Genomic DNA, 26695 nt, shown 5'->3' on the forward strand with positions numbered 1-26695 from the left:
ACAGCAGAACGCGGACTGGGGAGTGAAGTTGACGAACAACCCGAAGGTGTGGCTGGTGACCGGCGCGAACAGCGGCTTCGGCCGGGCGATCGCCGAGGACGCGATCGCCGCGGGCGACACCGTGGTCGCCGCCGTCCGCCGCCCGGAGACGCTGGCCGACCTGGTGGCGCGCCACCCCGACCAGGTGGACCCGGTGCGGCTGGACGTGACCGACACGGCACGGATCGACGAGGTGGTCGCGGACGTGCTGGCCCGGCACGGCCGGATCGACGTGCTGGTGAACAACGCGGGCCGCACGCAGGTCGGCGCGGTCGAGGAGACCACCGAGGCCGAACTGCGGTACCTGTTCGACCTGCACTTCTTCGGCCCGGCCGCGCTGATCCGCGCGGTGCTGCCGTCGATGCGGGCCCGGCGCGGCGGCGCGATCGTGAACCTGAGCAGCGTCGGCGGCCAGATGTCGTTCGCCGGGTTCGGCGCGTACAGCGGCACGAAGTTCGCCCTCGAAGGGCTGTCCGAGGCGCTGGCGGACGAGGTCGCGGAGTTCGGCATCAAGGTGCTCGTGGTCGAGCCCGGGGCGTTCCGCACCAACCTGTTCGGCGCGGGCGCGGCGTACTTCAGCGAGGAGAACCCGGCCTACGCGGGCAGCGCGGGCAAGACCCGGGACTTCGTCAAGACGGGGCACGGCGGACAGGCCGGAGACCCTGCCAAGGCCGCCGCCGCCATCCGGACCGCGCTGACCGCCGACAAGACCCCGCTGCGGCTGCCGCTCGGTGACGACTCGGTGGACACGATCCTCGGCCACCTCGACGCCGTGCGCGCGGAGATCGCCGACTGGGAGAAGGTCGCCCGGGACACCAAGTTCGACCAGTGAGCACTGTCCGGCGCGGGCACCTCGGGTGAAGGTGCCCGGGCCGGACCCGGGCGTGTGGTCAGCGGCGCAGACCGGCCCGCACCACCAGCGCGTCGTGGTCGGTGTACGTGGTCGGCTCGAGCTCCAGCGTCGGCGCGGCGAGGTCGCCGTAAGCGTGCTGGATGCCGGGAGCCTGCGTTGCCTCGGCGTCGGTCAACGTCCACTGGCCCTCCGGTGCGCACGACGCGCGCCGGTTGACGTCACCGGCGAAGATCGTCGGCCGGCCGCGGTGGGACAGCACCCCGGTCAGCTCGGCGCACTGGACCGAGTTGGCGGTGCCCGGCGCCTCGCCGCCGGTGGACAGGTGCGTCGTGCACACGTCCACCCGGCGAGCGGTCGTCACGCAGAGCCAGCGCCGCTCCTCCACACCGTTGAACACGGAGAACGGCGCGTCCTCCGACGTGCGAATCGCCTCCTTGGTCAGCACGGCGTTGCCGAACACGCCGCGGCCTTCCGGCGACTTGCAGGGCAGCGGGGCGCCGCGGTAGACGACGGTGGCGAAGCGGTGGTGGTACCCGGTGCGCGCGGCGATCTCGGCCACGTCACCGCTGCACGCCTCGTTGAGGGTGACCGCGTTGACGTCGTTCTCCTGGACGCGGGCGACCACCTCGTCCACGATCTTCGGGTACTCGGTCCTCGGGTAGCAGCCGGCGTACCCGCTGGAGCAGACGTTCATGTGCAGCAGCGAGTAGGGCGGACGTGCCTCGGCGGGGGTGGCCACGGCGGTGCCCGGCGACAGCAGGCCGGTGGCCAGCAGGCAGCCGAGCAGCACAGCACGCAGGCGGGTGGCGGAACGTCGGATCACAGCGCGATTGTGCTGACCGGCGCACGGGAACCGAAGAGTGCTCGGCAAGAGTTCACCGCCTCGACGCCTGCCCGAACGGTAAGTCCCTCCCGAGAGGACGGGCGTACGAGCCTGTCGAAGATCAGCTCGTACGCCCGTTCCCGCCCACCGCCGGTCTACAGGGCGACCAGCTTGCCACCGAGGGTCACCACGAGGCGCCCATCAGACGCGTAGGACCAGGCCAGCGCACCGGAGTAGGACGCGCACCGGGAGCCGTTCGTGCCCGTCCAGAACTGGTTCGACGTGTCGGAGTTGCCGACGATGCGGTCGTTCGTGCCGCTGCTGCTGCGGCACGAGGTGTTGTTGCGGAACACCGACGACCCGCCGTCGAACGTGTAGTTGCGCTCGTCGTTGTCGATGCTCAGGTTGTTCGAGATCGTCATCGAGCCGAGGTTGCGGTTGTAGGTGAGGCCGTGCTTGCCGTTGTCGTAGGCGATGTTGCGGCGGATGACGTGGTTGACGCCGATGTCCTCGCCGCCGAGCTTGTAGCCGTTGCGGTCGCCGTTGCCCGCCTGGCCGCCGTTGCTGAGCGTGCCGTTCTTGTAGGCCAGCGAGTCCTCGATGGTCACCGCCCCGATCGGGCCCGTGTCGGTCTTGGTGTAGAGGTCCCAGCCGTCGTCGATGTTGTTGTGCGCGACGGCGTACCGGAACACGTTGCCCGGGCCGGAGGTGAGCTTCGCGGCGAACCCGTCCGCGTCCTCTCCGTCGGAGTCGGCGTTGTCGTGGGACTCGGCGCTCAGGATGAGGTTGTTGGCCGGCCACTGGTCCTTCGGCGTGGTGGACAGCATCCGCGACAGCTGCAGGCCCGTGTCGCGGTTGAAGCGCGTCACCGTGCGCTCGAAGATGTTGTTGCTGCCGCCGACGAAGATGCCGTTGTCACCGGCGCGCTCGACCACGAGGCCCTTGACGTGCCAGTAGTTGCCGTTCACGGCGAGGCCGCGGTTGGCCGGGTCCTCGGTCTGCGCGGAGAAGTTCAGCACCGGTGTCTCGCCGGGGTGGGCGAACAGCTCCGTGCGGTCGCCCGACGTGCCGTTGTTGCCCTGCGGGATGGTCACGGTCTGCGCGAAGCGGTACGTGCCGCCGCGCATCAGGATCGTCCCACCGGGCGTGATGCGGCTGATCGCCGAGGTCAACGTCGTCGGTGCCGACTCCGTGCCCGCCGCGCTGTCGGTGCCGTTCGGCGACACGTACAACGCCGAGCTCGGCGGGTTCGTGGTCGTCGTGGTCGTAGTCGTAGTGGTGGTGCTCGTCGTAGTGGTGGTGGTGCTCGTGGTGGTGGAGGTCGGCCCGCCGCTCACCGGGGTGAACGTCCACTGCTTGGTGGCGGCGCTGTCACAGGAGTTCTGCTGCACCAACGCGCCGGCCGACGTGGAGTTGTCCTGGATGTTCATGCACTTGCCGCCGTTGGCGTTGACCACGCGGTAGTTGCTGCCGCTGGCCGTCACCGCCCACGTCTGGCTGGTCGCGCCGGTGCAGGTCTCCAACTGGATCGGCTTGCCCGCGCTGGTCGACGCGTCCCGGACGCCGACGCACAGGCCGCCCGCCGCCGACGTGATCCGGTACCCGCCGCTGACCGCGGTCAGCGTCCACTCCTGGTCGGCACCGGCGGCGCACGCCTCCTGCCGGAGTTGCACGCCGCTCGTCGGGCTGGGCGCGTCGAGGCACTGCCCGCTGCCCCCGTTCTTCACCGTGTACGTCCCCGCGCTGACGGCGGCGTCCGCCGGCGCGACGTTCGGCCACGCCGCGAGCGTGACCGCCAACGCGGCCACGGCGCCCGCCGCGATCAATCCCCGGCGGATGCCGGGCGGTCTTTTCCACCGCGTGACGACAGGCTGCTCCGGTGCACCCATGACCACTCCACTTCTGGACGCGCGTCGGGAAGATGTGTTCGTCCGGACCCCTTTTCGTGCGCGGCGGACACTGCGGGGATCCGATCGCGTTCGCGAGCGCTCGAATACGACCCCGGCGAGAACAAGAATCACCAAGGCGCGTCCTCGCGCCATTCGAACACGAAACCGCCATCCCGCCGGATGTTATGAGGTCCCCCGCACCCGGTCAACGCCGGATAGTGGAGCCACACTCCGACGAGCGAGCGTCGAATCAATCGAATGCGCAGGTCACAGCCATCAGATTCGATCATCTACGCGTCGTGGGAACTTCGGCGGAAATGCGGTCGGGTCATACTCGTGAACAAATCGTCCGGGCGCAGGTCACACTTGTGAACAAGTGGGCGCACCACCGACCTGAACCGAACCGTCGACGTGCCCCGGACACCGGTCCGGGTTCGCTCACCGAAGTGCGGTGCGGAACGGGCGCAGCACCTCGCGGAAGTAGTCGAGCGAGCCCCAGCGGTCGCCTTCGTGCGCCAGCGTGCTGAGCACCTCCCGCAGGAACACCACGGGCATCCGGTCGCGCCAGTCGCGGTCCAGCGGGCGGACCTCGTGGTAGGCGTCGAAGAACCGGGCCGGTGAGTCGGTGCCGCAGAACATCATGCTCAGGTCGACGTCCGGCCACGCCCACGACACCGCCGGGTCGATGAACGCCGGCTCGCCCGCCGCCGTGGACACCACGTTGTTGTGCCACAGGTCGCCGTGGGTCAACGAGGGCGGCGCGGCGGGCACGATCTCCGGCAGCCGCGCGCACAGCCGTTCCAGCGCGGCCCGGTCCTCGGCCGTCAGCACGGCGTCGGCCTTCGGCTCGTCGAGGTAGCGCAGGAGCCGGTGCTCGACGAAGAACGCGTGCCCGTCGTCGGTCCAGGTGTTGCGCTGCGGCAGCAGGCCGAGCCAACCGTCGTGGTCCCAGCCGAACCGCGGGCCGCGCACGTCGTGCAGCGCGGCGATCGCGCGTCCGGCGCTCTCCCAGAACGCGTCCGTCTCGAGCGGCTGGGGCGTCAGGGCCTCCAGCAGCAGCCAGTCCGCGCCGACGTCGAGCACGTCGGGCGTGCGCAGGCCGTGCCGCCGCAGCACGGCCAGACCGTCCGCCTCGACCCGGAACAGCGACGGCGGCGCGTGCTCGGCCGTCTTCAGCACGTGCGCCCGTCCGGGACCGCGGATGTGCCACACCGTGTTCACCACGCCACCGGTCAGCCGGGCGACCTCGGCGTTCTCGCCCAACCGGGCCAACACCTCGCGCGCGGTCAACGGTTCCCCCTGATTCCGCTGTCCGGCCGACGCCGGAGCCGACCCGCCGAGACTACCGTTCGGATCGATTCAGCGGACATCTCGCAATGGAGCGACCATGCCCAAGTTACGCACGCCCGCGGCCGTCTTCGCGCTGGCCGTGGCCCTGCCGCTGGTGACCGCGCCCGCCGCGCAGGCGAGCGTCCTCGTCACCGAGCTGCCCGGTCTCCCCGGCTACCCCACGCACCGCACGGTCGCGGTCAACGACCTCGGCCAGGTCATCGGCTTCACGTCCGGCAACGGCGCACCGCACACCGTGCACTGGTCACCCGGCGGCGGGGCCACCGACCTCGGTCTCGGCATACCGTCCGGGCTCAACCAGGGCGGCCAGGTGCTGATCCAGGAGTCCGTCGTCGCCACCGGCCCGTACATCCAACGGCCGCGGATCTGGCACGCGGGCAAGGTCACCGACATCTCGCCGGGCTCCGGCTGGGTGATCGCGTCGGCGATCAACAACCGCGGCTCGGTGCCGATGACGCTCCCCAGCTCGTCCTCGGGCTACCACCAGGAGCGCGCGGTCCTGTGGCAGGACGGCAAGCACACGTCCCTGCCGTTGACCGGGCCGCACCTGTGGCTGAGCGACATCAACGACGCCGGGGTGGTGGTGGGCAACAAGCTGCCCATGTTCAACGGCGACGCCCACGCGTTCCGCTGCGTGGACACCACGACGTGCGAGCCGCTGGCCAAGGTGCCCGGCTCCGGCACGTACTGGATCGAGGCGATCAACGAGGCCGGTGTGATCGTCGGCAACCAGGACACCCAGGCGCTGCGCTGGGAGGGCTCCGGCGTCACGGTGCTGTCCACGGACGGCGGAGTGGCCGGCAACCGGCAGGCGCTCAACGAGCGCGGCGACGTCGTCGGCTGGACCAGGGAGTTCAACGGCGACCGCAAGGCGGTGCTGTGGCCCGCCGGCGGCAAACCGGTCGACCTGGGCGTGCCCAGCCCGTCCGAGGCGGTCGCGATCAACGAGCGCGGTGACGTGGTCGGCTGGACGTCGGCGGACAACCCCGACGCGCCGCGCGCGTTCCTGTGGCGCAACGGGAAGGTGGTCTACCTGGGTTCGCTGGGCGGCGCGCACAGCCTGCCGGCCGCGTTGAACGACCGGGGCACGATCGTCGGCGAGAGCACCACCGCCGACGGCACGCTCAAGGCCGTGAAGTGGAACCTGCTCACCACCACGCCGCGGCGCTGATCACGGCTGGAAGCGGTAGCCCCGGCCGGGTTCGGTGACCAGGTGCCGGGGGTGGGCCGGGTCCGGTTCGAGCTTGCGGCGCAGCTGGACCAGGTACACGCGCAGGTAGTGGGTGGCCGACGTGTGGTTCGGCCCCCACACCTCCGCGAGCAGCCGGCGCGGGCTGAGCACCTCGCCACCCGCCCGGACCAGGACCTCCAGCAGGCCCCACTCGGTCGGGGTCAGGTGCACCCCCGTCCCGTCGCGGTGGATCTTCTTCGCGGTCAGGTCGACGGTGAACGACGCGGCGCGCACCAGCGGCTCTTCGGCTCCGGACCGGCGCCCGGTCGACCGCCGCACGGCCGCCCGCAGCCGGGCCAGGAACTCCTCCAGGCCGAACGGCTTGGTGACGTAGTCGTCGGCGCCCGCGTCCAGGGCGCGCACCTTGTCCGCCGAGTCGAGCCTGCCGGACAGCACGACGATCGGCGCCGTGGTGGCCCGGCGCAGGCCGGTGATCACGTCGAGGCCGTCCAGGTCGGGCAGGCCGAGGTCCAGCACGACCATGTCGGGGTGGTCGTCGGCCGCGCGCAGCGCCGAGGCGCCGTCCGCGGCGGTGAGCACCCGGTAGCCGTGGGCGGTCAGGGTGATCCGCAGCGCGCGCACGATCTGCGGGTCGTCGTCCACCACCAGCACGGTGGTCATGCCGTCGTCGCCGCGGCGATCGGGAACGAGACGACGATCGTCAGGCCGCCACCGGGCGTGTCCTCGGCGGTGATGGTGCCGCCCATGGCGTCCACGAACCCCTTCGCCACGCTCAGCCCGAGGCCGATGCCGGGTGCGGCGTCACGGTCGCCGAGACGTTGGAACGGGGCGAACACCGCGTCGGCGGTGTTCTTCGGCAGCCCTTGCCCGTGGTCGACCACCCGCAGCTCGACCCGGTCGCCGTAGGCGCTGGCGCGCACCGCGACCTCCGGTTCGTCGACCTTGATCCGGCCGTCGCCGTCCACGTCCACCAGGCGGCGCGGGGTGAGCCTGCCGTGCCGGAGGGCGTTGTCGATCACGTTGGCCACGACGCGTTCCAGCAGGCCGAGGTCGGCGAGCACGGGCGGCAGGTGTTCGGCCACGTCCACGGACACCGTGCGGCGTTCGTCGATACCGGCCAGAGCGCGCGCTACCACCTCGTCGTACGTCACCGCACGCAGTTGCGGCACGACCGCGCCCGTGGCCAGCCGGGAGGAGTCGAGCAGGTTGTCGACCAGGCCGGTCAGCCGGTCCGCGGACACCTCGACGGTCTCCAGCAGCTCGGAGACGTCCTCATCGGACAGTCGCAGGTCCGCGTCGCGCAGGCTGCCGATCGCGGCCTTGATGGAGGTCAGCGGCGTGCGCAGGTCGTGGCCGACCGCGGACAGCAACGCGGTGCGCAGCTCCGTGGTCTCCACGCGCCGCTGCGCTTCGGCGGTCTCGGCGGCCATCCGCTGCTGACGCAACGCCATCAGCGCCTGACCGGCCGCCGCCTCCAGCGCCCGCTGGTCGGCCGCCGGTATCGCCCGACCGCGCAACGCCAGGTGCACGTCCGCCGTCACGGGCACGTCCACGTCCGCGTCGTCCGGCTCGGCGCACGGCCGCGGCCCGACGCACGCCACCCGTTCCCACTCCCCCTCGCGCCGCTCCAGCAGCGCCACCGACTCCAGCCCGAAGTTCTCCCGCACCTTCTCCAGCAGCCGGGCCAGCGGGAACGGGCTGGTCAGCACGGTCCGCGCGTAGGAGGCGAGCAGCGCGGCCTCGGTGCGGGCCCGCGCGCCCTGCTCGGCCAGCCGTGCCGCCCGGTCCACCACCACCGCGACCAGCACGGCCACCAGCACCATCGCGACCAGCGTGACCAGGTTCGCCGGGGTCGCCACGGCGAGGCTGTAGTAGGGCGCGGTGAAGAAGAAGTTCAGCAGGCCCGCGCCCAGGAACGCGGTCGCCAGCGCCGGCCCGTAGCCGCCGACCAGCGCGACCACCACCGTGGCCAGGAAGAACCCGACCAGGTCGGTCGAGAGGGTCAGGCTGTCCTTCCACACCAGCCCGATCACCGTCACGACCGCGGGCAGCAGCACGGCCAGCGCCCATCCGAGCAGCTTGCGGGTCCGGGCGCGGGGCACGCCGCCCCACCGCCACCGCGGGCCGCGACGTGCCTCGTCGTGGGTGACCATGTGCACGTCGATCGGCCCGGACGCCTGGATGGTCGCCGCGCCGATGCCCTCGTCGAACACCCTGGCCAGCCGCGACCGGCGGGACGTGCCGAGCACGAGCTGGGTGGCGTTCACGCCGCGGGCGAAGTCCAGCAGAGCGGTCGGCACGTCGTCGCCGACGACGGTGTGGAACGTCGCGCCGACGTCCTCGGTGACCCGCCGGAGCCCGGCCACCAGCTGCGGCGACACCCCGGCCAGCCCGTCGCCGCGCAGGATGTGCACGACCATCAGCTCGGCGCCCGCGCGTGCCGCGATGCGCCGGGCCCGCCGGATCAGCGTCTCGCTCTCCGGGCCGCCGCTGATCGCGACCACGACCCGTTCCCGGGTCTCCCAGGTGTCGGTGATGCTCTGCTCGGAGCGGTACCGCTGCAACGCCACGTCGACCTGGTCGGCCACCCACAGCAGGGCCAGTTCGCGCAACGCGGTGAGGTTGCCGACCCGGAAGTAGTTGCCCAGCGCCGCGTCGATCTTGTGCGCGGCGTAGACGTTGCCGTGCGCGAGGCGGCGGCGCAGCGCCTCCGGCGTGAGGTCGACCAGCTCGACCTGCTCGGCCCGCCGCACGACTTCGTCGGGCACCGTCTCGCCCTGCCGGACGCCGGTGATGCGCTCGACCACGTCGTTGAGTGATTCGAGGTGCTGCACGTTGACCGTGGACAGCACGTCGATGCCCGCGTCCAGCAGCTCTTCGACGTCCTGCCAGCGCTTGGCGTTGCGCGAGCCGGTCGCGTTGGTGTGCGCGAGCTCGTCGACGACCGCGACTTCGGGCTCGCGTTCGAGCAGGGCGTCGACGTCGAGCTCGCCGTCGACCCGGCGGGGTACCTGCTCCAAGCCGTCGAGCAGGGCGGCGGTGTTCTCCCGGCCGTGCGTCTCGACCAAGCCGACCACGACGTCCGTGCCCCGGGCCCGACGCCGGCGGGCTTCGCCGAGCATGGCGAACGTCTTGCCGACACCGGGCGCCGCGCCGAGGTAGATCCTCAGCTCACCCCGCTTGCGCTTGCCTTCCACCGCCCCAGTGTGCGCGCGACCGTTCCACCGCGCGGACGAACCCCTGACCTTTACGCGGTCTTGACGGTCCCGCGCACGCGTCGAAGTGTTCACCCGGATTTCGACTCCGCGCACCACCCCGACGCAGAGCCGCAACACGATACTTCGGCGTGCCGCCGTTCGGGTCATGATCGGAGTACCGCATGTCGCACCACCACCACGACCACACCCACGAGCACGCCCACGAGGAAGTGGAAGGCAGCTGGCGCGACGCCCAGGACGACCGGCCGCTCTCGGTGGCGCGACGCCGGTTCCTGGCCGGTCTGGGCGCGGCCGGCGTGGCGACCACCATGGGCGCGCTGCCCGCCCACGCGCACGGTGACCGCCCGGCCACGCCGGTGAACCCGTGGCACGGGCGCGGGCGCTGGTTCGCGGGCGACCACCACATCCACACCAAGTACTCCAACGACGCCCAGTACGAGGTCGCCCAGCAGGTCGCCAAGGCCCGCGAGCACGGGCTGGACTGGGTCGTGATCACCGACCACGGCGGCGTCGCGCACGAGAAGTTCTCCATCGACCAGGTCGCGCCGGACATCGAGCGCGCTCGCAAGTCGCACCGGGACGTGCTGGTCTACCAGGGCCTGGAGTGGAACATCCCGGGCGCCGAGCACGCCACCGTGTTCCTGCCGCCCGGCCGGTCCACCGTGGACATCCTGCGGGCGTTCGAGGCGGCCTACGACGGCGGTGTGCTGTCCACGCCGGTCGCGAACGGCGGCAAGGGCCTGCTCACCCGCTCCACGTCGGCCGACGGCGAGCCGTACGCGTTGGCGGCCCTGCGGTTCCTGGAGGCCCAGGTGCTCTCCGGCCGCACGGAGATCGCGCTGATGTTCGCCAACCACCCGGCCCGGCGCGGTGTGGACAGCCCGCACGAGTTCCGCGGCTGGCGTGACGCCGCGCCCGGTGTCGCGGTGGGCATGGAGGGCGCGCCCGGTCACCAGGCCGCGGGCATCCCCACCTCGGCCGGTGGCCGCGGCGCCGCGCGGGGGCTCTACGACGCCTCGCCGAACCAGGACAGCTTCCCCGGCTTCGCGCCGACCGCGACCGAGAACCCCTACCGCACGTACGGCGGGTTCGACTGGATGACCGCCAAGGTCGGCGGCCTGTGGGACTCGCTGCTGGCCGAGGGCAGGCCGTGGTGGGTCACCGCCACGTCCGACTCGCACCGGGTGCACCTGGACACGCACAAGCAGGGCACCGGCGACCACAACACGACCGGCAGCCGCGGCGCTCCCATCGACACCGGCGTGCCGCAGGTCGAGAGCGACTACTGGCCCGGCTTCTACAGCTCCACCCTGGTCGGCGCGGACTCCAAGTCCTATGTGGACGTGATGCGGGGCATGCAGGGCGGCAAGGTCGTCGCGGTGCACGGCCGGATCGTCGACGGGCTGAACCTGCGGGTGCGCTCGCTCGGCGAGGGCGACAACCGGGGCGTCACGATCGGCGGCCGCACGTTCGTCCGGCGCGGCCACGACGTCGAAGTGGTGATCGAGGTCGACCTGGCACGCGGCGCGAACTTCGCGGGCGTGGTGCCGAGGCTCGCGAAGGTCGACCTGATCGCCGGTCCGATCACCGGCCCGGTGGCGGACCGCGACGCGTTCTCCGCGCCCGGCACGTCGGTGGTGAAGTCGTTCGAGGTGGCCCGCACCGCACGCGGCACGGTCAAGTTCACGCACACCTTCCGCCGCGTGGAAGGGGCGTTCTACCTGCGGCTGCGTGGTTCGGACGGCAACCGGCTCACCTCGGACGGCAACCCGGTGATGGACGTGATCGGTGACGCCGACCCGTGGTCGGACCTGTGGTTCTACGCGAACCCGGTGTTCGTGGACGTCATCTGATGCCGTGGCTCGGTGCCGTGCCCGCCCTTCCCGGCGAGCACGGCGCGGCGCACGTGGACGCCGTGCTGCTGGAGGCGCTCGACGGCGTGGCGGCGGACTTCGTGTGCACGCACGTCGACCGGCTCGGGCCGGTGGCGGTCACCACGCTGTCCGCCCACGTCACCGGTGAGGTGGACGTGGCTCGGCTGGCGGAGGCGTTGGGCGGCCCGGTGGTCGTGCTCGACGACTCCGGCGCCCCCGACTCCCCGGCCGCCCGTGCGGCCACCGCCGGTCGGGACCGCGCCGATGGCCGCTGCGTCCGGTTCCCCGGTCAGTCTGCGCTCACGGGCACGCACCCCGCGGCCGAGGTGGTGGCGGTGTCGGCGATCGACCGGGTGGTCGGCATCGGCGTCGCGGTCGCCCCGGCCGACCGGGTCGAGACGCTCGGTTTCCTGCGCCCGGTCTGCCGGGGCGGCGAACTGCTGCTACTGGTGGAGCCCGCGGTCGGCGGCGTGCTGCGCCCGGCGGAGGCGGAAAGCCCGCACGAGTGCTGCGGGGGTCATTGACCGGAAGCCCGGGCCGCCCGCGAACGCCCAGAGGGCGATCACCGGGTCGCAGATCGCGCAGCCGAGCGACGAGTGCTCGGCGAACGGCACGATCGGGTTGCCGTACACGTGGTGCGCCACGTCGGCCGCCGTGTGCACGAGCCAGCCGATGCCGATGAACGTCCACGACGTCAGGCCCCGGTAGGCGCAGTAGGTGATCACGGCGGTGATGGCGAACTCCCACGCGCCGAGCCCGCCGCCGCTGAGGTACGCCGCACCGGCGCCGCCGACCATGACCGCGTTGAACGGACGGCGGTGCCGGTCGGGGATGAAGGAGTTCAGGAGCACGTACAGCACGCCGATGAGCAGTGCCGAGACCACGACCATGGTTGGCGGTCCTTGTCGTCGCTGGAGATCGGTACCCCCGTGACGCTAGGAGCACGGCCGCCGGCGCGGCAGTGGCCGGAGTGCCACACCACAACGGGTTCTCGCCAGCCCCGGCCTCGGTCCGCGAACGACCGGGGCCGGTGGCGCTGTTCGCACCACCGGCCCCGGGTCGCGGGATCAGGCGCCCGCCCCCACCTTCGGCTCCTCGGCCAGGTCCAGGCTGGTGCGCAGCGTGATCGGCTTGAGCAGCAGCGCGGCGACCACGCCGACCACCGCGATGGCCGCCGAGATCAGGAAGATGTGCCCGGTGGCGTCGCCGTACGCGTTGCGGACGATGTGCTGCACCGCGTCCGGCAGCACGTTGAGGTTCAGGCTGCCGCCGCCCGCGCCGCCCACGGGCATGCCCGCCGCGGCCAGGTCGCGCGTGATGGCCTCCTCGACCCGGCGGGCCAGCACCGCGCCGAGCACCGACACGCCGATCGTGCCGCCCAGGGACCGGAAGAACGCGATGGTCGAGCTGGCCGCGCCGATGTCCTTCAACGGCACGGTGTTCTGCACCGCGAGCACCAGGTTCTGCATGCTCAGGCCGACACCGGTGCCGACGAGCAGCATCGCCGCGCCGACCAGCACGAGCGACGTGTCGTGGTCGATCTGCCCCAGGGCGAAGAACCCGACCACCAGCGTGGCCGCGCCGACCACGATGTACGGCTTGACCCGGCCGGTCTTGGTGATCAGCCGCCCGGACACGATGGACGCGCCCAGCACGCCGGCCATCATCGGGATGGTCAGCAGGCCCGCCTCGGTCGGGCTGTAGCCGCGGCCGATCTGGAAGTACTGGCCGAGGAACACCGCACCGCCGAACATCGCCATGCCGACCGCGACGCTGGCCAGGATCGCCAACGCCGTCGTGCGCTGCCGCACGATCCGCAGCGGCACGACGGGTTCCGCGGCACGTGCCTCCACCGCGATCGCCGCGCCCAGCAGCACGACCGAAGCGCCGACCATGGCGAAGCTCTGCCACGACAGCCACGCGAACGAGCCGTCCACGAACGAGATCCAGACCAGCAGCACGCTCACGCCGACCGCGATCAGGCTCGCGCCCAGGTAGTCGATCTTCACGTCGTCCCGCCGGACCGTGCGCACCTTCAACGTCGCCTGCAGCACGAACAGCGCGATCACCGCGACCGGCACGCCGATGAAGAAGCACCAGCGCCAGCCGAGCCAGGAGGTGTCCACGATGAGGCCGCCCAGCAGCGGCCCGCCGACCGTGGCCAGCGCCATCACGCCGCCGAGGTAGCCGTTGTACCGGCCGCGTTCGCGGGGCGAAATCATCGCCGCGATCACGACCTGCACCAACGCCTGCAGGCCGCCGACGCCGATGCCCTGGAACGCGCGCGCCGCGATCAGCTGGCCCGCGCTCTGCGCGAAACCGCTGACCACCGAGCCGGCGATGAAGATCACGATGGCGACCTGGACCAGGGTCTTCTTGTCGAACAGGTCCGCGAGCTTGCCCCACACCGGGGTGGTGGCGGTCGCGGTCAGCAGGGTGGCGGTGACCACCCAGGTGTACTGGGTCTGCGAGCCGTCGAGCGCGCCGATGATCTGTGGCAGCGCCGTCGAGACCACGGTGCCGCTCAGCATCGCGACGAACAGCACCAACAGCAGACCGCTCAGGGCCTCCAGGACTTGCCGGTGGCTCATCGTGCCGTCGGTGGTGGCGGGTGCGCTCATCGCGCGGCCTCCAAGGTGGAGCCGAGGGCTCCTTCGATGTCGGTGGTCAGGCGGCCCAGCGCGGTGGTCAGCGCCTCGACCTCTTCGGTGCTCCAGTCGGCGAGCGCGCGGCCCAGCAGCCGGTCGTAGAACTCGCGGGCGTCGGCGAGCGCGGCACGACCGCGTTCGGTGACCACGAGGATGCTGGCGCGGCCGTCCGCGGGGTCGGCACGGCGTTCGACCAGGCCGTGGGCGACCAGCGCGGCCACCGCCCGGCTGACCGTGGACGGGTCGAGCCCGGCGCGGGCGGCCAGTTCCTTGGCGTGGCACCCGCTGGGGTGCGCCCCGGCGCGGTCGATCAGCCCGAGCGTGCCGATCAGCCCTGGTGGCAGGGGGTGTGGCCGCTGTCTGACCATCCGCACGACCCTCAGCAGGTCACGGACCCGGTCTTCCAGCTGTCGCGCGACGGCGTCCATGCCGTCCCCCTTGTCTCCTCGCATTGCTTGCCACATACAACTATCACTCAAACTTGCACGTCGTGCAAGTTTGCTCGAAGTGCAGTGAGTTACAGTCGGAAAGATGCACAGAGTGCAAGTTTTGGTACGGTGAGTCACCACCACTCCAGCTGCGGCCCGGTGACGCGCCGGGTCGGGAACGGATCGTCGATGACCACCGCTTCCCAGGAGAAACGCCCCGCCGCCGGCCGACCGACCGTCCCCCTGCCGCCCGAGTACACCCGGCGCGACGCGGGCCCGTTCGACCCGCCGAGCGCGCTGACCCGGCTCGGCGAGCAGGGACCCGTGCACCGGATGACCATGCTCGACGGCGACCCGGTGTGGATCGTCACCAGCCACGAGCTCGCGCGCACCCTGCTCGGCGACCCGCGCCTGAGCTCGGACCGGTTCCGCAGCCGCCGCGTGCTGGCGAAGCTGCCGCCGGCGGTCCGCGCCCGGCTGACCGACGAGCGTGCCCGCGCGGGCGGCTCCATCACCATGGACCCGCCCGGGCACACCCGGTCGCGCTGCTGGAGCACCCGGACCAGCTCGCCGCGCTGCACGCCGACCCGACGTTGACCGGCGCCGCGGTCGAGGAGCTGTTGCGCTACCTGTCGATCGTCCACCTGGGAGTCGTCCGCACCACGCTGGAGGAGGTGGAGATCGCGGGCGAGGTGGTCCCGGCCGACTCGACGGTGCTGGTCTCCGTGCCCGCGGGCAACCGCGACCCGCGCCAGTACCCCCGGCCGGACGTGCTGGACGTGACCCGACCGCGCGGACCGCACCTGGCGTTCGGGCACGGCGTGCACCAGTGCCTGGGCCAGCAGCTGGCACGGGTGGAGATGACGGTCGGGTTCACCGGGCTGCTGAGCAGGCTGCCCGGCCTGCGGCTGGCCGTACCCGCGGCCGACGTGCCGATGCGCGACGACATGCTGATCTACGGCGTGCACGCGCTCCCGGTCACCTGGGACGCGTGAGTCAGTCGGCGAGCACCTGTTCGCGCAGGATGTCGGCGTGTCCGCAGTGGTGGGCCAGCTCCCGCAGCACCTGGAGGTAGACCCAGCGCAGCGTGCGCGGCCCGGACCGGTGGCCGGTCACGACGGTGTCCAGCGGCAGGTCCGCGACCACCGCCCGGGCCGTGGCGCAGGCTTCCCGGTGGGCCGCCGTGACCGAGGCGATGGTGTCGTCGTCGGAGAGCCGGAAGGACTCGTCCGGACCCGGCACCAGGCCGAGCTCGCGGCGGGACGTGCCGCCGACGCACTCCTCGAACCACACCCGCTGCATCCACGTGACGTGCTTGAGCAGCCCGAGCAACGTCGTCGCCGACGGGACCAGCCGGCGGCGGGCCTGTTCCCCGGTGAGGCCGTCGAGGGTCGCCTCGACGGCACCGCGGTACTCCTCGACGAACGCGTCGAGTTGGGTGCGCTCGTCGTCCAGCGGCACGTCGAACGGACTCATCGGAACCTCCTGTCACATCACGGGCAGCGGGGTCTCAGTCACCGTTCGGTCGCACGGCGGCGAAACCCGCGTCCAGCCGGTCGATCATCACGTCGATCAGTTCGGACAGCTCGGGCCGTTCGGCGGCGTCGAGCCACCAGCCGACGACCACCCGCAGGGTCGCCATCACGGTGGCCGCGAACATCGCCGGGTAGAGGTCGGTGGCCGGGTCGACGCCGACCCGGGCGGCGACGGCGGCGGCGAGCTCCCGTTCCTGCACGGCGAACGCGGCGATCTGGTGCGGCAACAGGGCGGGCGTGCGGCGCAGGGCGCGCAACTGCGCCACCCGTTCCGGGTCGATCCGGTCGGGCACGACGTCGATTAGGGCGGCGTGCAGGGCGCGCAGCACCGGCTCGCCCCGCGGCCGGTCCGCGAACGCCTGGACGAACGCGGCGGCGGTGGCCACGTCACCCGCGACCACGGCTTCTTCCTTGGAGGAGAAGTAGTTGAAGAACGTGCGCAGCGAGACGCCCGCCTCGGTGGCCACCTGCTCGACGGTCACCCCGTCGAGGCCGTGGGCCTCGCACAGCCGCAGGGCGGCGTCGGCCAACGCCGTCCGCGTGGCGAGCTTCTTGCGTTCGCGCAGTCCTGACACGCGCGAAAGTGTCGCACTTGTCCGACCGGAAGCCGGACAAGTGCGACACCGTGTCTCCCCGCTCCGCTAGTGGCCCGCGGACATCTCCGCCGCCAACCGCTCGTCACCGCTGAGCGTCTTGAGCGGCTTCTCCTTGATGAACAGCACCGCCACCAGCGCCAGCACCGCGATCGGCGCGCCGATCAGGAACAGCTCGGCGGTGGCCGTGGCGTAGATCTCGCGCACGACCACCCGCACCGGCTCCGGCAGCAGCGACAGGTCCGGCACCGTGTTCTCGGCACCGGCGGGCGCCGGGCCGAACTTCTCCTCGCTCAACGCGGTCACCCGGTTCGCCAGCACCGCGCCCAACGCGCTCACTCCGATCGCGCCGCCGAGGCTGCGGAAGAACGTGAGGGTCGAGGTGGTGGCGCCGAGGTCACGGGCGGGCACGTCGTTCTGCGCGGCCAGCACCAGGTTCTGCATCAGCATGCCGACACCGATGCCCAGCACGGCCATGTGCACGCTGACCAGGAACACGCTGGTGTTCGCGTCGATCGTGGCCAGCAGCAGCATCCCGCCGACCATGATCACGCCACCGGCGACCAGGAACGCCTTCCACTTGCCCCACTTGGTGATCAGCTGGCCGGCGACGGTCGACGACACCAGCAGGCCGAAGATCATCGGCAGGCTCATCAGGCCCGCCTGGGTCGGCGTCTTGCCCATGCCGATCTGGAAGTACTGCGACAGGAACACCGTGCCGCCGAACATCGCCACGCCGACCAGCGCGCTCGCCAGCGTCGTCAACGTCACGGTGCGGTTGGCGAAGATCGTCAGCGGCACGATCGGGTCGGCCGCCCGCGACTCCACCCACACGGCCAGGCCCAGCAGCACCACGCCGATCGTGACGAGCAGCGCGGTCCACGCCGAGGCCCACTCGAACTGGTGACCGGCCAGCGTCGACCACACCAGCAGCGTGGAGACACCGCCGACGATCAGCACCGCGCCCAGGTAGTCGATCTTGACCTCCTTGCGCACGACCGGCAGGTTCAGCGTGCGCTGGAGCAGGAGGATCGAGGCGAGGGTGAACGGGACGCCGATGAAGAAGCACCAGCGCCAGCCCAGCCACGACGTGTCCACCATGACGCCGCCGATGAGCGGGCCGGCGACCGTACCGACACCGAAGACGGCACCGAAGATGCCCGCGTAACGCCCCATCTCGCGCGGCGGGATCATCGCCGCCATCACGATCGTGGCCAACGCCGTCATCCCGCCCGCGCCGAGGCCCTGCACGATGCGGCTCACGATGAGCACCTCGACGTTCGGGGAGAAGCCCGCGATGAGCGAGCCGACCACGAACAGGCCCAGGGAGAGCTGGATCAGCAGCTTGCGGCTGTAGAGGTCGGCGAGCTTGCCCCACAGCGGCACGGTCGCCGTCATGGCCAGCAGCTCGGTGGTGACGACCCAGGTGTAGACGGACTGCGAGCCGTGCAGGTCCGCGATGATGCGCGGCAGCGCGTTCGACACGATGGTCGACGCGAGGATGGCCATGAACATGCCCAGCATGAGGCCGGACATGGCTTGCATGACGTCCCGGCGCGAGGTCGTGCCGGTTTCGGTGGACATCGGATCCCCCAGTTGGTTCTCGTCTGTGACGCGGTGTGCCGGGACTTCGGGCCGCATCGTGATCAGGACTGGCGGGGCGGCTCGGCGAGCCCCGCGGCGAGCAGGTCGAGCGCCTCGGCGAGCAGGTCGTGCAGCGGTGCCGCGGTGCTCGACCAGCGGGTCACCGCCACCCGGAACGCCGCGCCCGCCGCCGCGCCGAGCAGCAACGGATAGGTGTCGTCGGCGGGCAGGCCGACCCGTTCGGCGATACCGGCGACCAGGTCGCGTTCCAGCGCTTCGCCGCCGGAGAACAACTTCGCCAGCAGCACGGGGTGCTGCTGCACCACGCGCATCCGCAGCAGCCAGAGCTCGCGGTCGTCGGCCAGTTCCGCCGCGACCTCCTCCAGCAACGCCTCCCGCACCGCCGCGGCGGTGGACAGGTCCGCCGGCTGGGCGAGGACCCGGGCCCGCAGGCGGGGACCCGCCTCCGGGTCGGGCCCGAGGACGGCGTCCTCCTTGCCGGCGAAGTAGTTGAAGAACGTGCGCGGCGAGACGTCGGCGGCGGCGCTGATGTCCTCGACCGTCACGTGGTCGAGGCCGTGCTCGGCGACCAGGCGGACGGCGGCGTGCCCCAAGGCCGTGCGGGTCTGCCGCTTCTTGCGGTCGCGGAGCCCCTCGGCCGCGTGCGTGGTCACTCGATCAGGGTAAGTAAAATCCTGCACTTACTGCAAGTTTGCAGGGACTGCACCGTTGTGATCCGACTCTCAGGCAGGTCAGGACTCGTGCGGGCCCTGACTCGACCGCACTGCCCTGATCCACAGGTGCCAAGGGATCATGTCGTCGTTGACCTGCGGTTCCCGCAAGGTCTCGATGAGCAGACCGGCGTCCTCCATGGCGGTGGTGTAGGCACTGAGCGGGTGGTTCCAGCCCTGGAACTTCATCCGCATCCCGTCCCGCTCGACCTCTTCCTCGAAGCGGTGACGTCCGAAGTACGGCCGGTCGAGGACGAACAGGCCGTCCCGGAAGCTGCCGGTGTTCGTGATCGGGTGGGTGATCGACAGGCAGAGCCGGCCACCCGGCGCCAGCACCCGGCCGATCTCGGCCACGGTGCCCGGCAGGTCGTCGACGTCCATCAGCACGTTGTAGGCGATGACGAGGTCGAAGCTGTCGTCCGGGAACGGGAGGTCCGCCGAGTCGGCCGTCAGGTACCGCCCCTCGGGGTGCGCCTGCCGCGCGGCCTCCACCAGCGTGGGCGAGGCGTCGATGCCGGTCACCCGGTGTCCCCGCTCGACCAGGTCGCGCGACACCCGTCCCTCGCCGCAGCCGAGGTCCAGGGTGGCCCGTCCGGCGGCCGGCACCAGGTCGAAGAACGCGTCGCGGTAGCGCCAGTACGAGTCGAACCCCGGCCTGCGCACCCAGGCGATCCAGTTCGCCGCCTGCTCTTCCCAGTCCTGCCCGGCCGCGGTGCGCGCACTCTCGGTCATTGGTCGGAGCCTAGTGCGGATCGGGTACCGGGCAATCGAATTACGCCGACCCCGGCGCGACGGCCCCGACCTGTCCACTGTGGCTGGTCGGCGGCGGCACCCGCCCGAGCTCGGCGCCACTCGGTCGGGTGACCGTCCGGTTCGAACAGGCGCGCCGGCTTGAAACACCGGCACGGCGCCGCGACGCTGGTGGCCCCGAAGGCATGGCAAAGATCGACTCGCGAGGGAGAACGATGCTCCGCAGCACTCGCCTGTTCGGCCCGAAGCGCCGCGTGACCTTCTCACTGCCCCTCGACCACCCGCGCGGGCCGGTGAGCGTGGTCGGCACGTTCAACGACTGGACCCCCGGCGTGCACGAGCTGGTGCCCCGCCGTGACGGCACGCGCACGGTCACCGTGATCCTCTCACCGGGCACCCACCGGTTCCGCTACCTCGGCGACGGCGGCCACTGGTTCGACGAGCCGGACGTGCCCACCGTCGACACCGACGGGTGCGTGCTCACGGTCGACGCTACGTGAACCGGCGCGACGTGAACTGACCGTGGAACCCGAACGGGATCGCGTGCGGCACGTCGGCCCGCGCGATCTCGGTGAACGTGGCCGCGTCGAGCACCAGCAGCCCGGACCGCCCGGCCTCGCCGTCGAGCACGACCGACAGCAGCACGCCGTCGTCCTCGGCCCGGGCACCCGGCGCGGGCACGAACACCGGCTCGCCCGGGTAGCGGCCGGGCTCGTGCCACCGGGTGACGTGTCCACTCCGGACGTCCACCTTGACGAGCTGGTTGAGGAAGTCGCCCGCGCCGTTCGCGCCGACACCGTAGGCGTACCGGTATTCACGGCCGTTGTGCGATCCGTAGGCGATGCGGGGCAGCTCCAGCGAGTCCTCCGCGAGCCGCCGGGACCGGATGCCGCCACCGGCCAGGTCCACCTCGTACCGGGTGGGGAACGCGAGCGGCAGGTCGGCGGCACCGCGCACCTTGTCCAGGTACAGCGCGTCGACCACGGTCGAGTCCGGGTAGGCGCTGATGTCCACCACCACCCGGCCGTCGTCGTCGTAGGCGTTGATGTGGTGGAACGCGAAGAACGCGTCGGTGCGCTCGTCCGCGACCACGGAACCGTCCTGCTGGTCGAACACCACGAACCGGGTGCCCAGCTCCGGCCGCCACCGGTAGTTCTCGATGAACGGCTTGGCGCGCAGCAGCAGCGACAGCGGGTTGACCACCAGCGGGAACACGGCCAGCACCACGTGCCGTTCGGTGACGGCGAAGCTGTGCAGGTAGCCGGGCCGGTCGGCGGGCAGGCAGGCGAGCGGTTCCCGGCTCAGGCCGCGTTGCCGGTAGAGCTGGTAGACGCTGCGCCTGCCGAACTTCAGCACGTAGTTGACCAGGTCGCCGGTCAGCGGCGCGCGGTGCGGGTGGGCGGTGGTGACGTGGCCGTCGAGCGCGTCGTCGTAGTCGGCGATGCCGACGGTGGCCAGGGTGTCGCGGTCGAACTCCACCGCCATCGGCGTCTCGGTGAGCGCGAAGTCCCGGTCGCCGTCGGACGTCACGTTCACGTTGGCGTTGGACGTGCGGCGGAGCCGGGGGTGGGTGAAGAAGCGGCTGAAGATCGAGCGGCACGGGTCCGTGGCGAACTCGCCGAACGCGATGCGGCCGTCGTCGCGGGCGGCCTGGAAGCTCGTCGACTCCAGGTAGCGGTTGCGGTAGGTGACGGCACCCTCGGCGAAGCCGAAGCGGTGCAGCATCGCCAGGCCGTCGAACCAGTGGCGGAACGAGCCCTGGTCGGTCTCGAACTTCGCGGGACCGTTGCGCACCAGCGTGCCGGCCAGCCACGGCGGCAGCTCGCCGCGCACCTCCAGGTCCACATCCACTTCCCGGTCGAGGGTCTCGAACCCGAACCGTGCGCCCATCACGACCCACCTCCACCCGGCACCCTTACGGAACACCGTTATAAAACACTGTTTCCATTCAATCGTCAAGCCTGACCTCGTCACCCCACTCTTCCCGGCCATTCCGTAAGCACTAATATAACAGCACTGTTGTATCCCTGAGGGAGGAACCGTGCTGTACCCGGAGATCGAGCCGTACGACCACGGCCTGCTCGACGTCGGCGACGGGCACCACGTGTACTGGGAGGTCTGCGGCAACCCGGAGGGCAAACCGGCCGTGGTGCTGCACGGCGGGCCGGGCTCGGGCTGCACGCCTCGCGCCCGGCGCTACTTCGACCCGCGGGCCTACCGGGTGGTGCTGTTCGACCAGCGCGGCTGCGGCCGGAGCACGCCGCACGCCGGCCGGCCGGTGGTGGACCTGTCCACCAACACCACCGACCACCTGGTCGGCGACCTGGAACGGCTGCGCGAGCACCTGGGCATCGACCGGTGGCTGGTGTTCGCCGCGTCGTGGGGCTCGGTCCTGGGCCTGGTGTACGCGCAACGGTTCCCGCACCGGGTCTCGGAGATGGTGCACGCGGGCGTGGCCACCGGCAGGCGGGCCGAGACCGACCTGCTGACCACCGGCCTGGCGCCGATGTTCCCGGAGGCGCACGCGCGGTTCCGGGAACTGGTGCCGTCCGGGGATCCCGCGGCGGGATACCTGGAACTGCTGCTGTCACCAGACCCCGCCGTGCACCTGCGGGCGGCACAGGAGTGGTGCGCGTGGGAGGACGCGTTGCAGCCGCTGTCCTCCGGCGGTCTCCGCTTCGAACCCCCGGAGTACGGGTTGGCGTTCGCCCGGTTGGTCACGCACTACTGGGCGCACGGTTCGTGGTTGCCCGAAGGGATCGTGCTGGCGGAGGCGCACAAGTTCGCGGGCATCCCGGGCGTAATCGTTCAAGGAGTGCTCGACCTGGGAAATCTGATCGGCACACCGTTCGAGTTGGCGCACGCGTGGCCGGACGCCGAACTGGTCCTGATCTCCGGAACCGCGCACGGCGGGAGTGACGCGATGACCGAAGCGAGACGTTCGGCTACTGACAAATTCCGGTAACACCCGGAAACTCGGTGCGATGCACTGATGACAGCCTGATCCCGGGGCTGGTCCGACGGTGGCGAAGGATTGATGTTGGGACGGTTCACCGAGAGCGCGCGCCAGGTCTCCGTGGTGGCCCTCCAGGAGGCGCGGAGGTTCAACCACACCGCCATCGGCACCGAACACCTGTTGCTCGGCCTGATCGGCGAGGGCGGCGCCGCGGCGGCGGTGCTGGCATCGGCCGGGCTGTCGCCGGACGCGTGCCGCGCGCGGGTGCTGGAGGTGGACGGGCGGGGCAGCCTGCCCGTGCCCGACCACCTGCCGTTCACGCCCGGCGCGAAGCGGGCGTTGGCGGCGGCCGTGCGGGAGTCGTTGGCACTGGGGCACCGGCACGTGGTCACCGAGCACCTGCTGCTGGGCGTGCTCGCGGAGGACGAGGGCGTGGCGCTCGACGTGCTGACCCGGTGCGGCATCGACCCCGCCGACGTGCGCGACCGGGCGTTCGCCGCGTTGGCCGGGATCGACCTGTCCCCCGCCCCGCGCGCCGCGCGGCTGTTCCTCAGCTACCGGCGCCCGCAGGACCTGCACCTGGCGGGGCGCATCGCCGATCGGCTGGACGACTTCGGCCGCTCGGTGGTGTGCGACGTCGGCGAGTGCGACGTGCTGCTGGCCGTCGTCGGACCGGACTGGACGCCGACCGACCTGATGCGCGCCGAGGTCGAACGTGCGGCCCGGCGTTCGGTGCCGGTGATCCCGGTGCTGGTCGACGGTGCGGAACTGCCCGCCGACCAGCTGCCGGGTACCGGTCACGTCGCGGACCACGTCACCGTCCGGCACGAGACGTTCCGGGAGGACGTGGCGCGACTGGCCGACGTGGTCGGCTACGCCCAGCCGGGCATCGGGTAGCCCGCCATCAGGTCGGCGACCTCGGCGGCGATGCGGTCCAGCGCCTGCTCGTCGTCGGCCGCCCGGACGGCCCGGTCGATCCACTCCGCGAGCTGCGGCATGTGGTCCTCGGTGAGGCCGCGGGTGGTGATGGCGGCCGTGCCGAGGCGGACGCCGGACGGGTCGAACGGCTTGCGCGGGTCGAACGGGACGGTGTTGTAGTTGGCCTCGATGCCCGCCCGGTCCAGGGCCTTGGCGGCGGGCTTGCCGCCGATGCCCTTGCCGGTCAGGTCGGCCAGGATCAGGTGGTTGTCGGTGCCGCCGGAGACCAGGTCGAAGCCCCGGTCGAGCAGCGCGGCGGCCAGCGCGCGGGCGTTCTGCACGACGGCGTGCGCGTAGAGGCCGAACGACGGCTCCGACGCCTCGCCCAGTGCGACCGCGATGGCAGCGGTGGTGTGGTTGTGCGGCCCGCCCTGCAGGCCGGGGAACACCGCCTTGTCGATCGCCTTCGCGTGCTCGGCGTCGGTGAGGATCATCGCGCCGCGCGGGCCGCGCAGCGTCTTGTGGGTGGTCGTGGTGATCACCTGGGCGTGCCCGACCGGTGACGGGTGCGCGCCGCCCGCGACGAGGCCCGCGATGTGCGCGATGTCGGCCGCGAGCACGGCGCCGACCTCGTTCGCGATCTCGGCGAACGCGGGGAAGTCGATGGTGCGCGGGATGGCCGTGCCGCCGCAGAAGATCACCTTGGGGCGTTCCGCGCGGGCGAGGTCGCGGACCTGGTCGAGGTCGACCACGCCGGTTTCCTTGGCCACGCCGTACTGGACGCTGCGGAACCACTTGCCGGTGGCCGAGACGCTCCAGCCGTGGGTGAGGTGGCCGCCGGCGGGCAGCGCCATGCCCATGACCGTGTCGCCGGGGTTCAGGAACGCCAGGTAGACGGCGAGGTTGGCCGGTGAGCCGGAGTAGGGCTGCACGTTGGCGTGGTCGACGCCGAACAGCGTCTTCGCCCGGGCCACCGCCAGCTCCTCGACCGGGTCGATGACCTGCTGGCCCTCGTAGTAGCGGCGACCGGCGTAGCCCTCGGAGTACTTGTTGGTCAGCACGGAGCCGGTGGCTTCCAGGACCGCGGTCGAGACGTAGTTCTCCGAGGCGATCAGGCGGATCTTCTCGAACTGGCGGCGTGCCTCGGCTTGGACCAGGCGGGCGACCTCGGGGTCGGCACCGGTCAACGACGGGATCGCGGGTTCGTGCACGACGACCTCCACGCGCGCGGGGGCGCTGCCGTAGCACCCAGGCGCGCGGTGCGATCCGGCTCAACGCTCCCCGGTGGTCGTTCCCACCCTCGGCACGCCAGTCGCGAACACCCGGAATCCTACCCCAGCCGCTCCGACGCCCTCCCCGTTTTTGGGCGGAACGGACCATTGCCGCAACGGTCGGTCACCCATACTTTGTGGGTTGGAAAACTTCCAACCGGCCCTGTGCCACGTCAGCACTTCCCCCTGCCCCGAAAGGACTGACGTGCTCGATCGGCGAACGTTCGTGCTGGGAGCCGCCGCGACCGCGGCCCTCACCAGCGCACTACCGGCCCACGCGGCTGCTGCGGCATCCGCGTCGGGCGCCGCGGACAACCCGCGCCAGGCCGCCGGCGTGTTCCTCGCGTCCGATGGCACCCCTCTCATGTTGACCGAAGACAACGGCCAGTGGGTCGTCGTCGACGAAGGCGGTTCGGTGCGCATCACCGAGGGCCTCGCCGGCGCGGACCTGGTCGACGTCACCACCCACGGGTCCACGTTCCACGCCGTGGGCGCGCTCAAGGGCGACCCGATCGCCACGATCTGGGAGTCCACCGACACCGTCACCTGGCGCGAGGCCCGTCGCCTGCACGGCGTGCGCTCGGAGTTCACCGCGGTCGGCGGCGGCCTGGCGTTCGGCTCCGTGCTCAAGCACGAGCGCGCTTCGGAGGTCCGCATCGCCGCCCGCCGCACCTCGTCGGGCTGGTCCACCGTGCCGGTCCGCGGCCTGGAGTGGACCGACGACCTGTCCGCCACCGCGGTCGCCGCGACCGCGGACGGCTGGATCGTGGCGGCCGTCGACATCTCCGGCACGGTCCTGCACACCTCGCGTGACGGCGTCACCTGGACGTCGCGCCCCCGCCTGGACGGCGTCGCCGTGCGCGGCCTGGCCTCGGTGGACGGCCGCGTGCACTGGGTCGGCAACGAGATGGTCGACGCCACCCCGCTCACCGGCGTGCTCGACGCGGACCGGACCCGTCCGGACGTGCCGCGGGACGCCAAGGCCCTGGGTGTCGCGGGCGCCCGTTCCGGCTGGCTCACCGGCGGCCGGCTGATCACCGCGGAGGCGACCCGATGATCACGTTCCAGCGGATCGACGGCACTCCCGTCTACTACTGGCGCTCCGGCCGCGGCAACACGACGCTGCGCAACTGGCAGGCCACGCAGGCGTTCTACGACTCCCTGGTGCTGTGGATCAGGGACCTGCGGTCGCTGTCGTCGGGGTACGGCAGCATCACGTACCTGGTGTCGGCGGGGTTCTACGTGAACAAGCCCGGCGAGCACGGCTCGGGCACCGCGATGGACCTCGACCACGTCCGGTGGAGCGGCGGGCAGGTGTCGTCGCCGCTGGACCGCGATCACGCGTCGGGCACGCTGGCGGTGCGCCGCCGTTACCTGGCGGTGGACGCGGTGTGCCGTCGTCGGTTCCGGTACGCGTTGGACGGTTGGTACAACGCCGCGCACGAAGACCACATCCACTCGGACTTCGGCGGCCTGCCGGTGCGGTGCGTGACGGGGTCGGAGAGCGACACGAAGTTCGTGCAGGCGCTGTGCAACAACTTCATGAGCTCCGGTCTGGTGGTCGACGGCATCTGGGGCCCGAAGACGCAGAGCGCGTTCAACACCGCCAAGTCCCGGCTCGGCACCACCGGTGACCCGCACACCAGCAGCGCGGCGTGGCAGTCGTTCCTGTCGGCGGCGGCGCGGAGGGGTTTCGCGAACCAGGCGTTCTGATATCGCGTGCGCGAATGGCAGGCCCGTGAGTCGATTGTCGACTCACGGGCCTTTCGCGCTGCCCGATCGGAAATCCGTAGCCGAGTGACCTCGGCGTTGCCGGATGGTGGACACCGGATAGGCACTCCCGACTACATTCGAGGCTTCCCGACCGATGCCAAGGGGTGTCCGGATGAGCACTTCGGAACTCGATTTCGCGGCGGTCCGGCTGACCGAGGACTCCGCCGCCGCACCCGCCGAGCGGTCGATGGCGGGGTTGCGCGAGGAGCACGGCCGGTTGCGGTCGCGGATCGCGGCCGGGCGGCCCGAGGCCGTGGCGCGGCAGCACAC

Annotated in this window: 26 protein-coding genes and 1 riboswitch; of the genes, 11 read left to right on the top strand and 15 right to left on the bottom strand. The window is 71.5% G+C overall.

The window, feature by feature from the left end:
* Positions 1 to 28: 28 nt before the first annotated feature.
* A complete protein-coding gene (locus B0I31_RS34820; protein ID WP_106619688.1) occupies positions 29 to 871 on the top strand; it encodes an oxidoreductase in 843 nt (280 codons plus the stop codon).
* A gap of 58 nt (positions 872 to 929) precedes the next feature.
* On the opposite strand, the gene B0I31_RS34825 is transcribed toward B0I31_RS34820, so the two are convergent.
* From B0I31_RS34825 to B0I31_RS34835, 3 genes are all read right to left on the bottom strand, one after another.
* A complete protein-coding gene (locus B0I31_RS34825; protein ID WP_146174065.1) occupies positions 930 to 1715 on the bottom strand; it encodes an endonuclease/exonuclease/phosphatase family protein in 786 nt (261 codons plus the stop codon).
* 155 nt (positions 1716 to 1870) lie between these two features.
* The gene (locus B0I31_RS34830) at positions 1871 to 3604 is read right to left on the bottom strand and encodes an RICIN domain-containing protein (protein ID WP_106619653.1); all 1734 of its coding nucleotides are present in this window, start codon (positions 3602 to 3604) and stop codon (positions 1871 to 1873) included.
* A gap of 438 nt (positions 3605 to 4042) precedes the next feature.
* Positions 4043 to 4894, bottom strand: coding sequence for a fructosamine kinase family protein (locus B0I31_RS34835; protein WP_106619654.1), 852 nt, complete (start codon positions 4892 to 4894; stop codon positions 4043 to 4045).
* A gap of 97 nt (positions 4895 to 4991) precedes the next feature.
* Here B0I31_RS34835 and B0I31_RS34840 point away from each other — a divergent pair, with 97 nt between their 5' ends.
* Positions 4992 to 6125: a hypothetical protein gene (locus B0I31_RS34840; protein ID WP_106619655.1), complete on the top strand. Its 1134-nt coding sequence runs from the start codon at positions 4992 to 4994 to the stop codon at positions 6123 to 6125.
* Here the strand turns inward: B0I31_RS34840 and B0I31_RS34845 are convergent, their stop codons facing one another.
* Positions 6126 to 6806: a response regulator gene (locus B0I31_RS34845; RefSeq protein WP_106619656.1), complete on the bottom strand. Its 681-nt coding sequence runs from the start codon at positions 6804 to 6806 to the stop codon at positions 6126 to 6128.
* On the bottom strand, positions 6803 to 9343 hold the full coding sequence (locus B0I31_RS34850; RefSeq protein WP_245950655.1) for a DUF4118 domain-containing protein: 2541 nt from the start codon (positions 9341 to 9343) through the stop codon (positions 6803 to 6805). Before B0I31_RS34850 ends, B0I31_RS34845 begins: the two co-directional genes overlap by 4 nt.
* Before the next feature lie 182 nt (positions 9344 to 9525).
* Between B0I31_RS34850 and B0I31_RS34855 the strand changes: the two genes are divergently transcribed.
* Both B0I31_RS34855 and B0I31_RS34860 read left to right on the top strand, forming a co-directional pair.
* Positions 9526 to 11217: a PHP domain-containing protein gene (locus tag B0I31_RS34855; protein WP_106619658.1), complete on the top strand. Its 1692-nt coding sequence runs from the start codon at positions 9526 to 9528 to the stop codon at positions 11215 to 11217.
* Positions 11217 to 11762, top strand: a complete 546-nt coding sequence (locus tag B0I31_RS34860; RefSeq protein WP_106619659.1) for a hypothetical protein — start codon at positions 11217 to 11219, stop codon at positions 11760 to 11762. Before B0I31_RS34855 ends, B0I31_RS34860 begins: the two co-directional genes overlap by 1 nt.
* Here B0I31_RS34860 and B0I31_RS34865 read toward each other — a convergent pair.
* The 3 genes from B0I31_RS34865 to B0I31_RS34875 all read right to left on the bottom strand — a co-directional run bounded on the left by B0I31_RS34865 (position 11682) and on the right by B0I31_RS34875 (position 14314).
* Entirely contained in the window at positions 11682 to 12128 is a 447-nt protein-coding gene (locus B0I31_RS34865; RefSeq protein WP_219910946.1) for a DUF6010 family protein, read from the bottom strand. The two genes, B0I31_RS34860 and B0I31_RS34865, sit on opposite strands and share 81 nt — an antisense overlap.
* Positions 12129 to 12305: 177 nt before the next feature.
* Positions 12306 to 13859 (bottom strand): MDR family MFS transporter, encoded by a 1554-nt coding sequence (locus tag B0I31_RS34870; protein ID WP_106619660.1) that lies wholly within the window; start codon positions 13857 to 13859, stop codon positions 12306 to 12308.
* Positions 13856 to 14314, bottom strand: coding sequence for a MarR family winged helix-turn-helix transcriptional regulator (locus B0I31_RS34875; protein ID WP_106619661.1), 459 nt, complete (start codon positions 14312 to 14314; stop codon positions 13856 to 13858). Before B0I31_RS34875 ends, B0I31_RS34870 begins: the two co-directional genes overlap by 4 nt.
* Positions 14315 to 14503: 189 nt before the next feature.
* On the opposite strand from B0I31_RS34875, the gene B0I31_RS42980 reads away from it, so the two are divergent.
* Both B0I31_RS42980 and B0I31_RS42985 read left to right on the top strand, forming a co-directional pair.
* On the top strand, positions 14504 to 14911 hold the full coding sequence (locus tag B0I31_RS42980) for a cytochrome P450 family protein (protein WP_342751530.1): 408 nt from the start codon (positions 14504 to 14506) through the stop codon (positions 14909 to 14911).
* Complete coding sequence (locus B0I31_RS42985; RefSeq protein WP_342751531.1) at positions 14908 to 15309, top strand: cytochrome P450; 402 nt, start codon at positions 14908 to 14910, stop codon at positions 15307 to 15309. The genes B0I31_RS42980 and B0I31_RS42985 overlap by 4 nt, the downstream gene beginning before the upstream one ends.
* A 1-nt stretch (position 15310) precedes the next feature.
* Here B0I31_RS42985 and B0I31_RS34885 read toward each other — a convergent pair whose 3' ends face one another.
* From B0I31_RS34885 to B0I31_RS34905, 5 genes are all read right to left on the bottom strand, one after another.
* Positions 15311 to 15790, bottom strand: a complete 480-nt coding sequence (locus tag B0I31_RS34885) for a DinB family protein (protein ID WP_106619662.1) — start codon at positions 15788 to 15790, stop codon at positions 15311 to 15313.
* Positions 15791 to 15824: 34 nt separating this feature from the next.
* Positions 15825 to 16424 carry a TetR/AcrR family transcriptional regulator gene (locus B0I31_RS34890; protein WP_106619663.1) on the bottom strand — a complete coding sequence of 200 codons (600 nt, stop codon included), beginning with the start codon at positions 16422 to 16424 and terminating at the stop codon, positions 15825 to 15827.
* Positions 16425 to 16490: 66 nt separating this feature from the next.
* Entirely contained in the window at positions 16491 to 18026 is a 1536-nt protein-coding gene (locus tag B0I31_RS34895; protein ID WP_106619664.1) for an MDR family MFS transporter, read from the bottom strand.
* A gap of 62 nt (positions 18027 to 18088) precedes the next feature.
* Entirely contained in the window at positions 18089 to 18700 is a 612-nt protein-coding gene (locus tag B0I31_RS34900; RefSeq protein WP_106619665.1) for a TetR/AcrR family transcriptional regulator, read from the bottom strand.
* Between the two features lie 78 nt (positions 18701 to 18778).
* The gene (locus B0I31_RS34905) at positions 18779 to 19489 is read right to left on the bottom strand and encodes a class I SAM-dependent methyltransferase (protein ID WP_106619666.1); all 711 of its coding nucleotides are present in this window, start codon (positions 19487 to 19489) and stop codon (positions 18779 to 18781) included.
* A 233-nt stretch (positions 19490 to 19722) separates the two neighbouring features.
* On the opposite strand from B0I31_RS34905, the gene B0I31_RS34910 reads away from it, so the two are divergent.
* Complete coding sequence (locus tag B0I31_RS34910; RefSeq protein ID WP_106619667.1) at positions 19723 to 20007, top strand: isoamylase early set domain-containing protein; 285 nt, start codon at positions 19723 to 19725, stop codon at positions 20005 to 20007.
* On the opposite strand, the gene B0I31_RS34915 is transcribed toward B0I31_RS34910, so the two are convergent.
* Positions 20000 to 21397, bottom strand: a complete 1398-nt coding sequence (locus B0I31_RS34915; protein WP_106619668.1) for a carotenoid oxygenase family protein — start codon at positions 21395 to 21397, stop codon at positions 20000 to 20002. The genes B0I31_RS34910 and B0I31_RS34915 overlap by 8 nt on opposite strands.
* Positions 21398 to 21548: 151 nt before the next feature.
* Between B0I31_RS34915 and pip the strand changes: the two genes are divergently transcribed.
* On the top strand, positions 21549 to 22472 hold the full coding sequence (gene pip / locus B0I31_RS34920) for a prolyl aminopeptidase (protein WP_181320690.1): 924 nt from the start codon (positions 21549 to 21551) through the stop codon (positions 22470 to 22472).
* A 72-nt stretch (positions 22473 to 22544) separates the two neighbouring features.
* Entirely contained in the window at positions 22545 to 23360 is an 816-nt protein-coding gene (locus tag B0I31_RS34925) for a Clp protease N-terminal domain-containing protein (protein ID WP_106619669.1), read from the top strand.
* On the opposite strand, the gene B0I31_RS34930 is transcribed toward B0I31_RS34925, so the two are convergent.
* Positions 23336 to 24592 carry a serine hydroxymethyltransferase gene (locus tag B0I31_RS34930; protein ID WP_106619690.1) on the bottom strand — a complete coding sequence of 419 codons (1257 nt, stop codon included), beginning with the start codon at positions 24590 to 24592 and terminating at the stop codon, positions 23336 to 23338. The genes B0I31_RS34925 and B0I31_RS34930 overlap by 25 nt on opposite strands.
* 28 nt (positions 24593 to 24620) lie before the next feature.
* A riboswitch (ZMP/ZTP riboswitch) is annotated at positions 24621 to 24707 on the bottom strand.
* Between the two features lie 150 nt (positions 24708 to 24857).
* On the opposite strand from B0I31_RS34930, the gene B0I31_RS34935 reads away from it, so the two are divergent.
* Together B0I31_RS34935 and B0I31_RS34940 are read left to right on the top strand one after the other, a co-directional pair.
* Positions 24858 to 25709, top strand: coding sequence for a hypothetical protein (locus tag B0I31_RS34935; protein ID WP_106619670.1), 852 nt, complete (start codon positions 24858 to 24860; stop codon positions 25707 to 25709).
* Positions 25706 to 26365 (top strand): extensin family protein, encoded by a 660-nt coding sequence (locus B0I31_RS34940; protein WP_106619671.1) that lies wholly within the window; start codon positions 25706 to 25708, stop codon positions 26363 to 26365. Before B0I31_RS34935 ends, B0I31_RS34940 begins: the two co-directional genes overlap by 4 nt.
* Positions 26366 to 26695 lie beyond the last annotated feature (330 nt).

The organism is Saccharothrix carnea (genome assembly GCF_003014735.1).
Lineage (GTDB): Bacteria > Actinomycetota > Actinomycetes > Mycobacteriales > Pseudonocardiaceae > Actinosynnema > Actinosynnema carneum.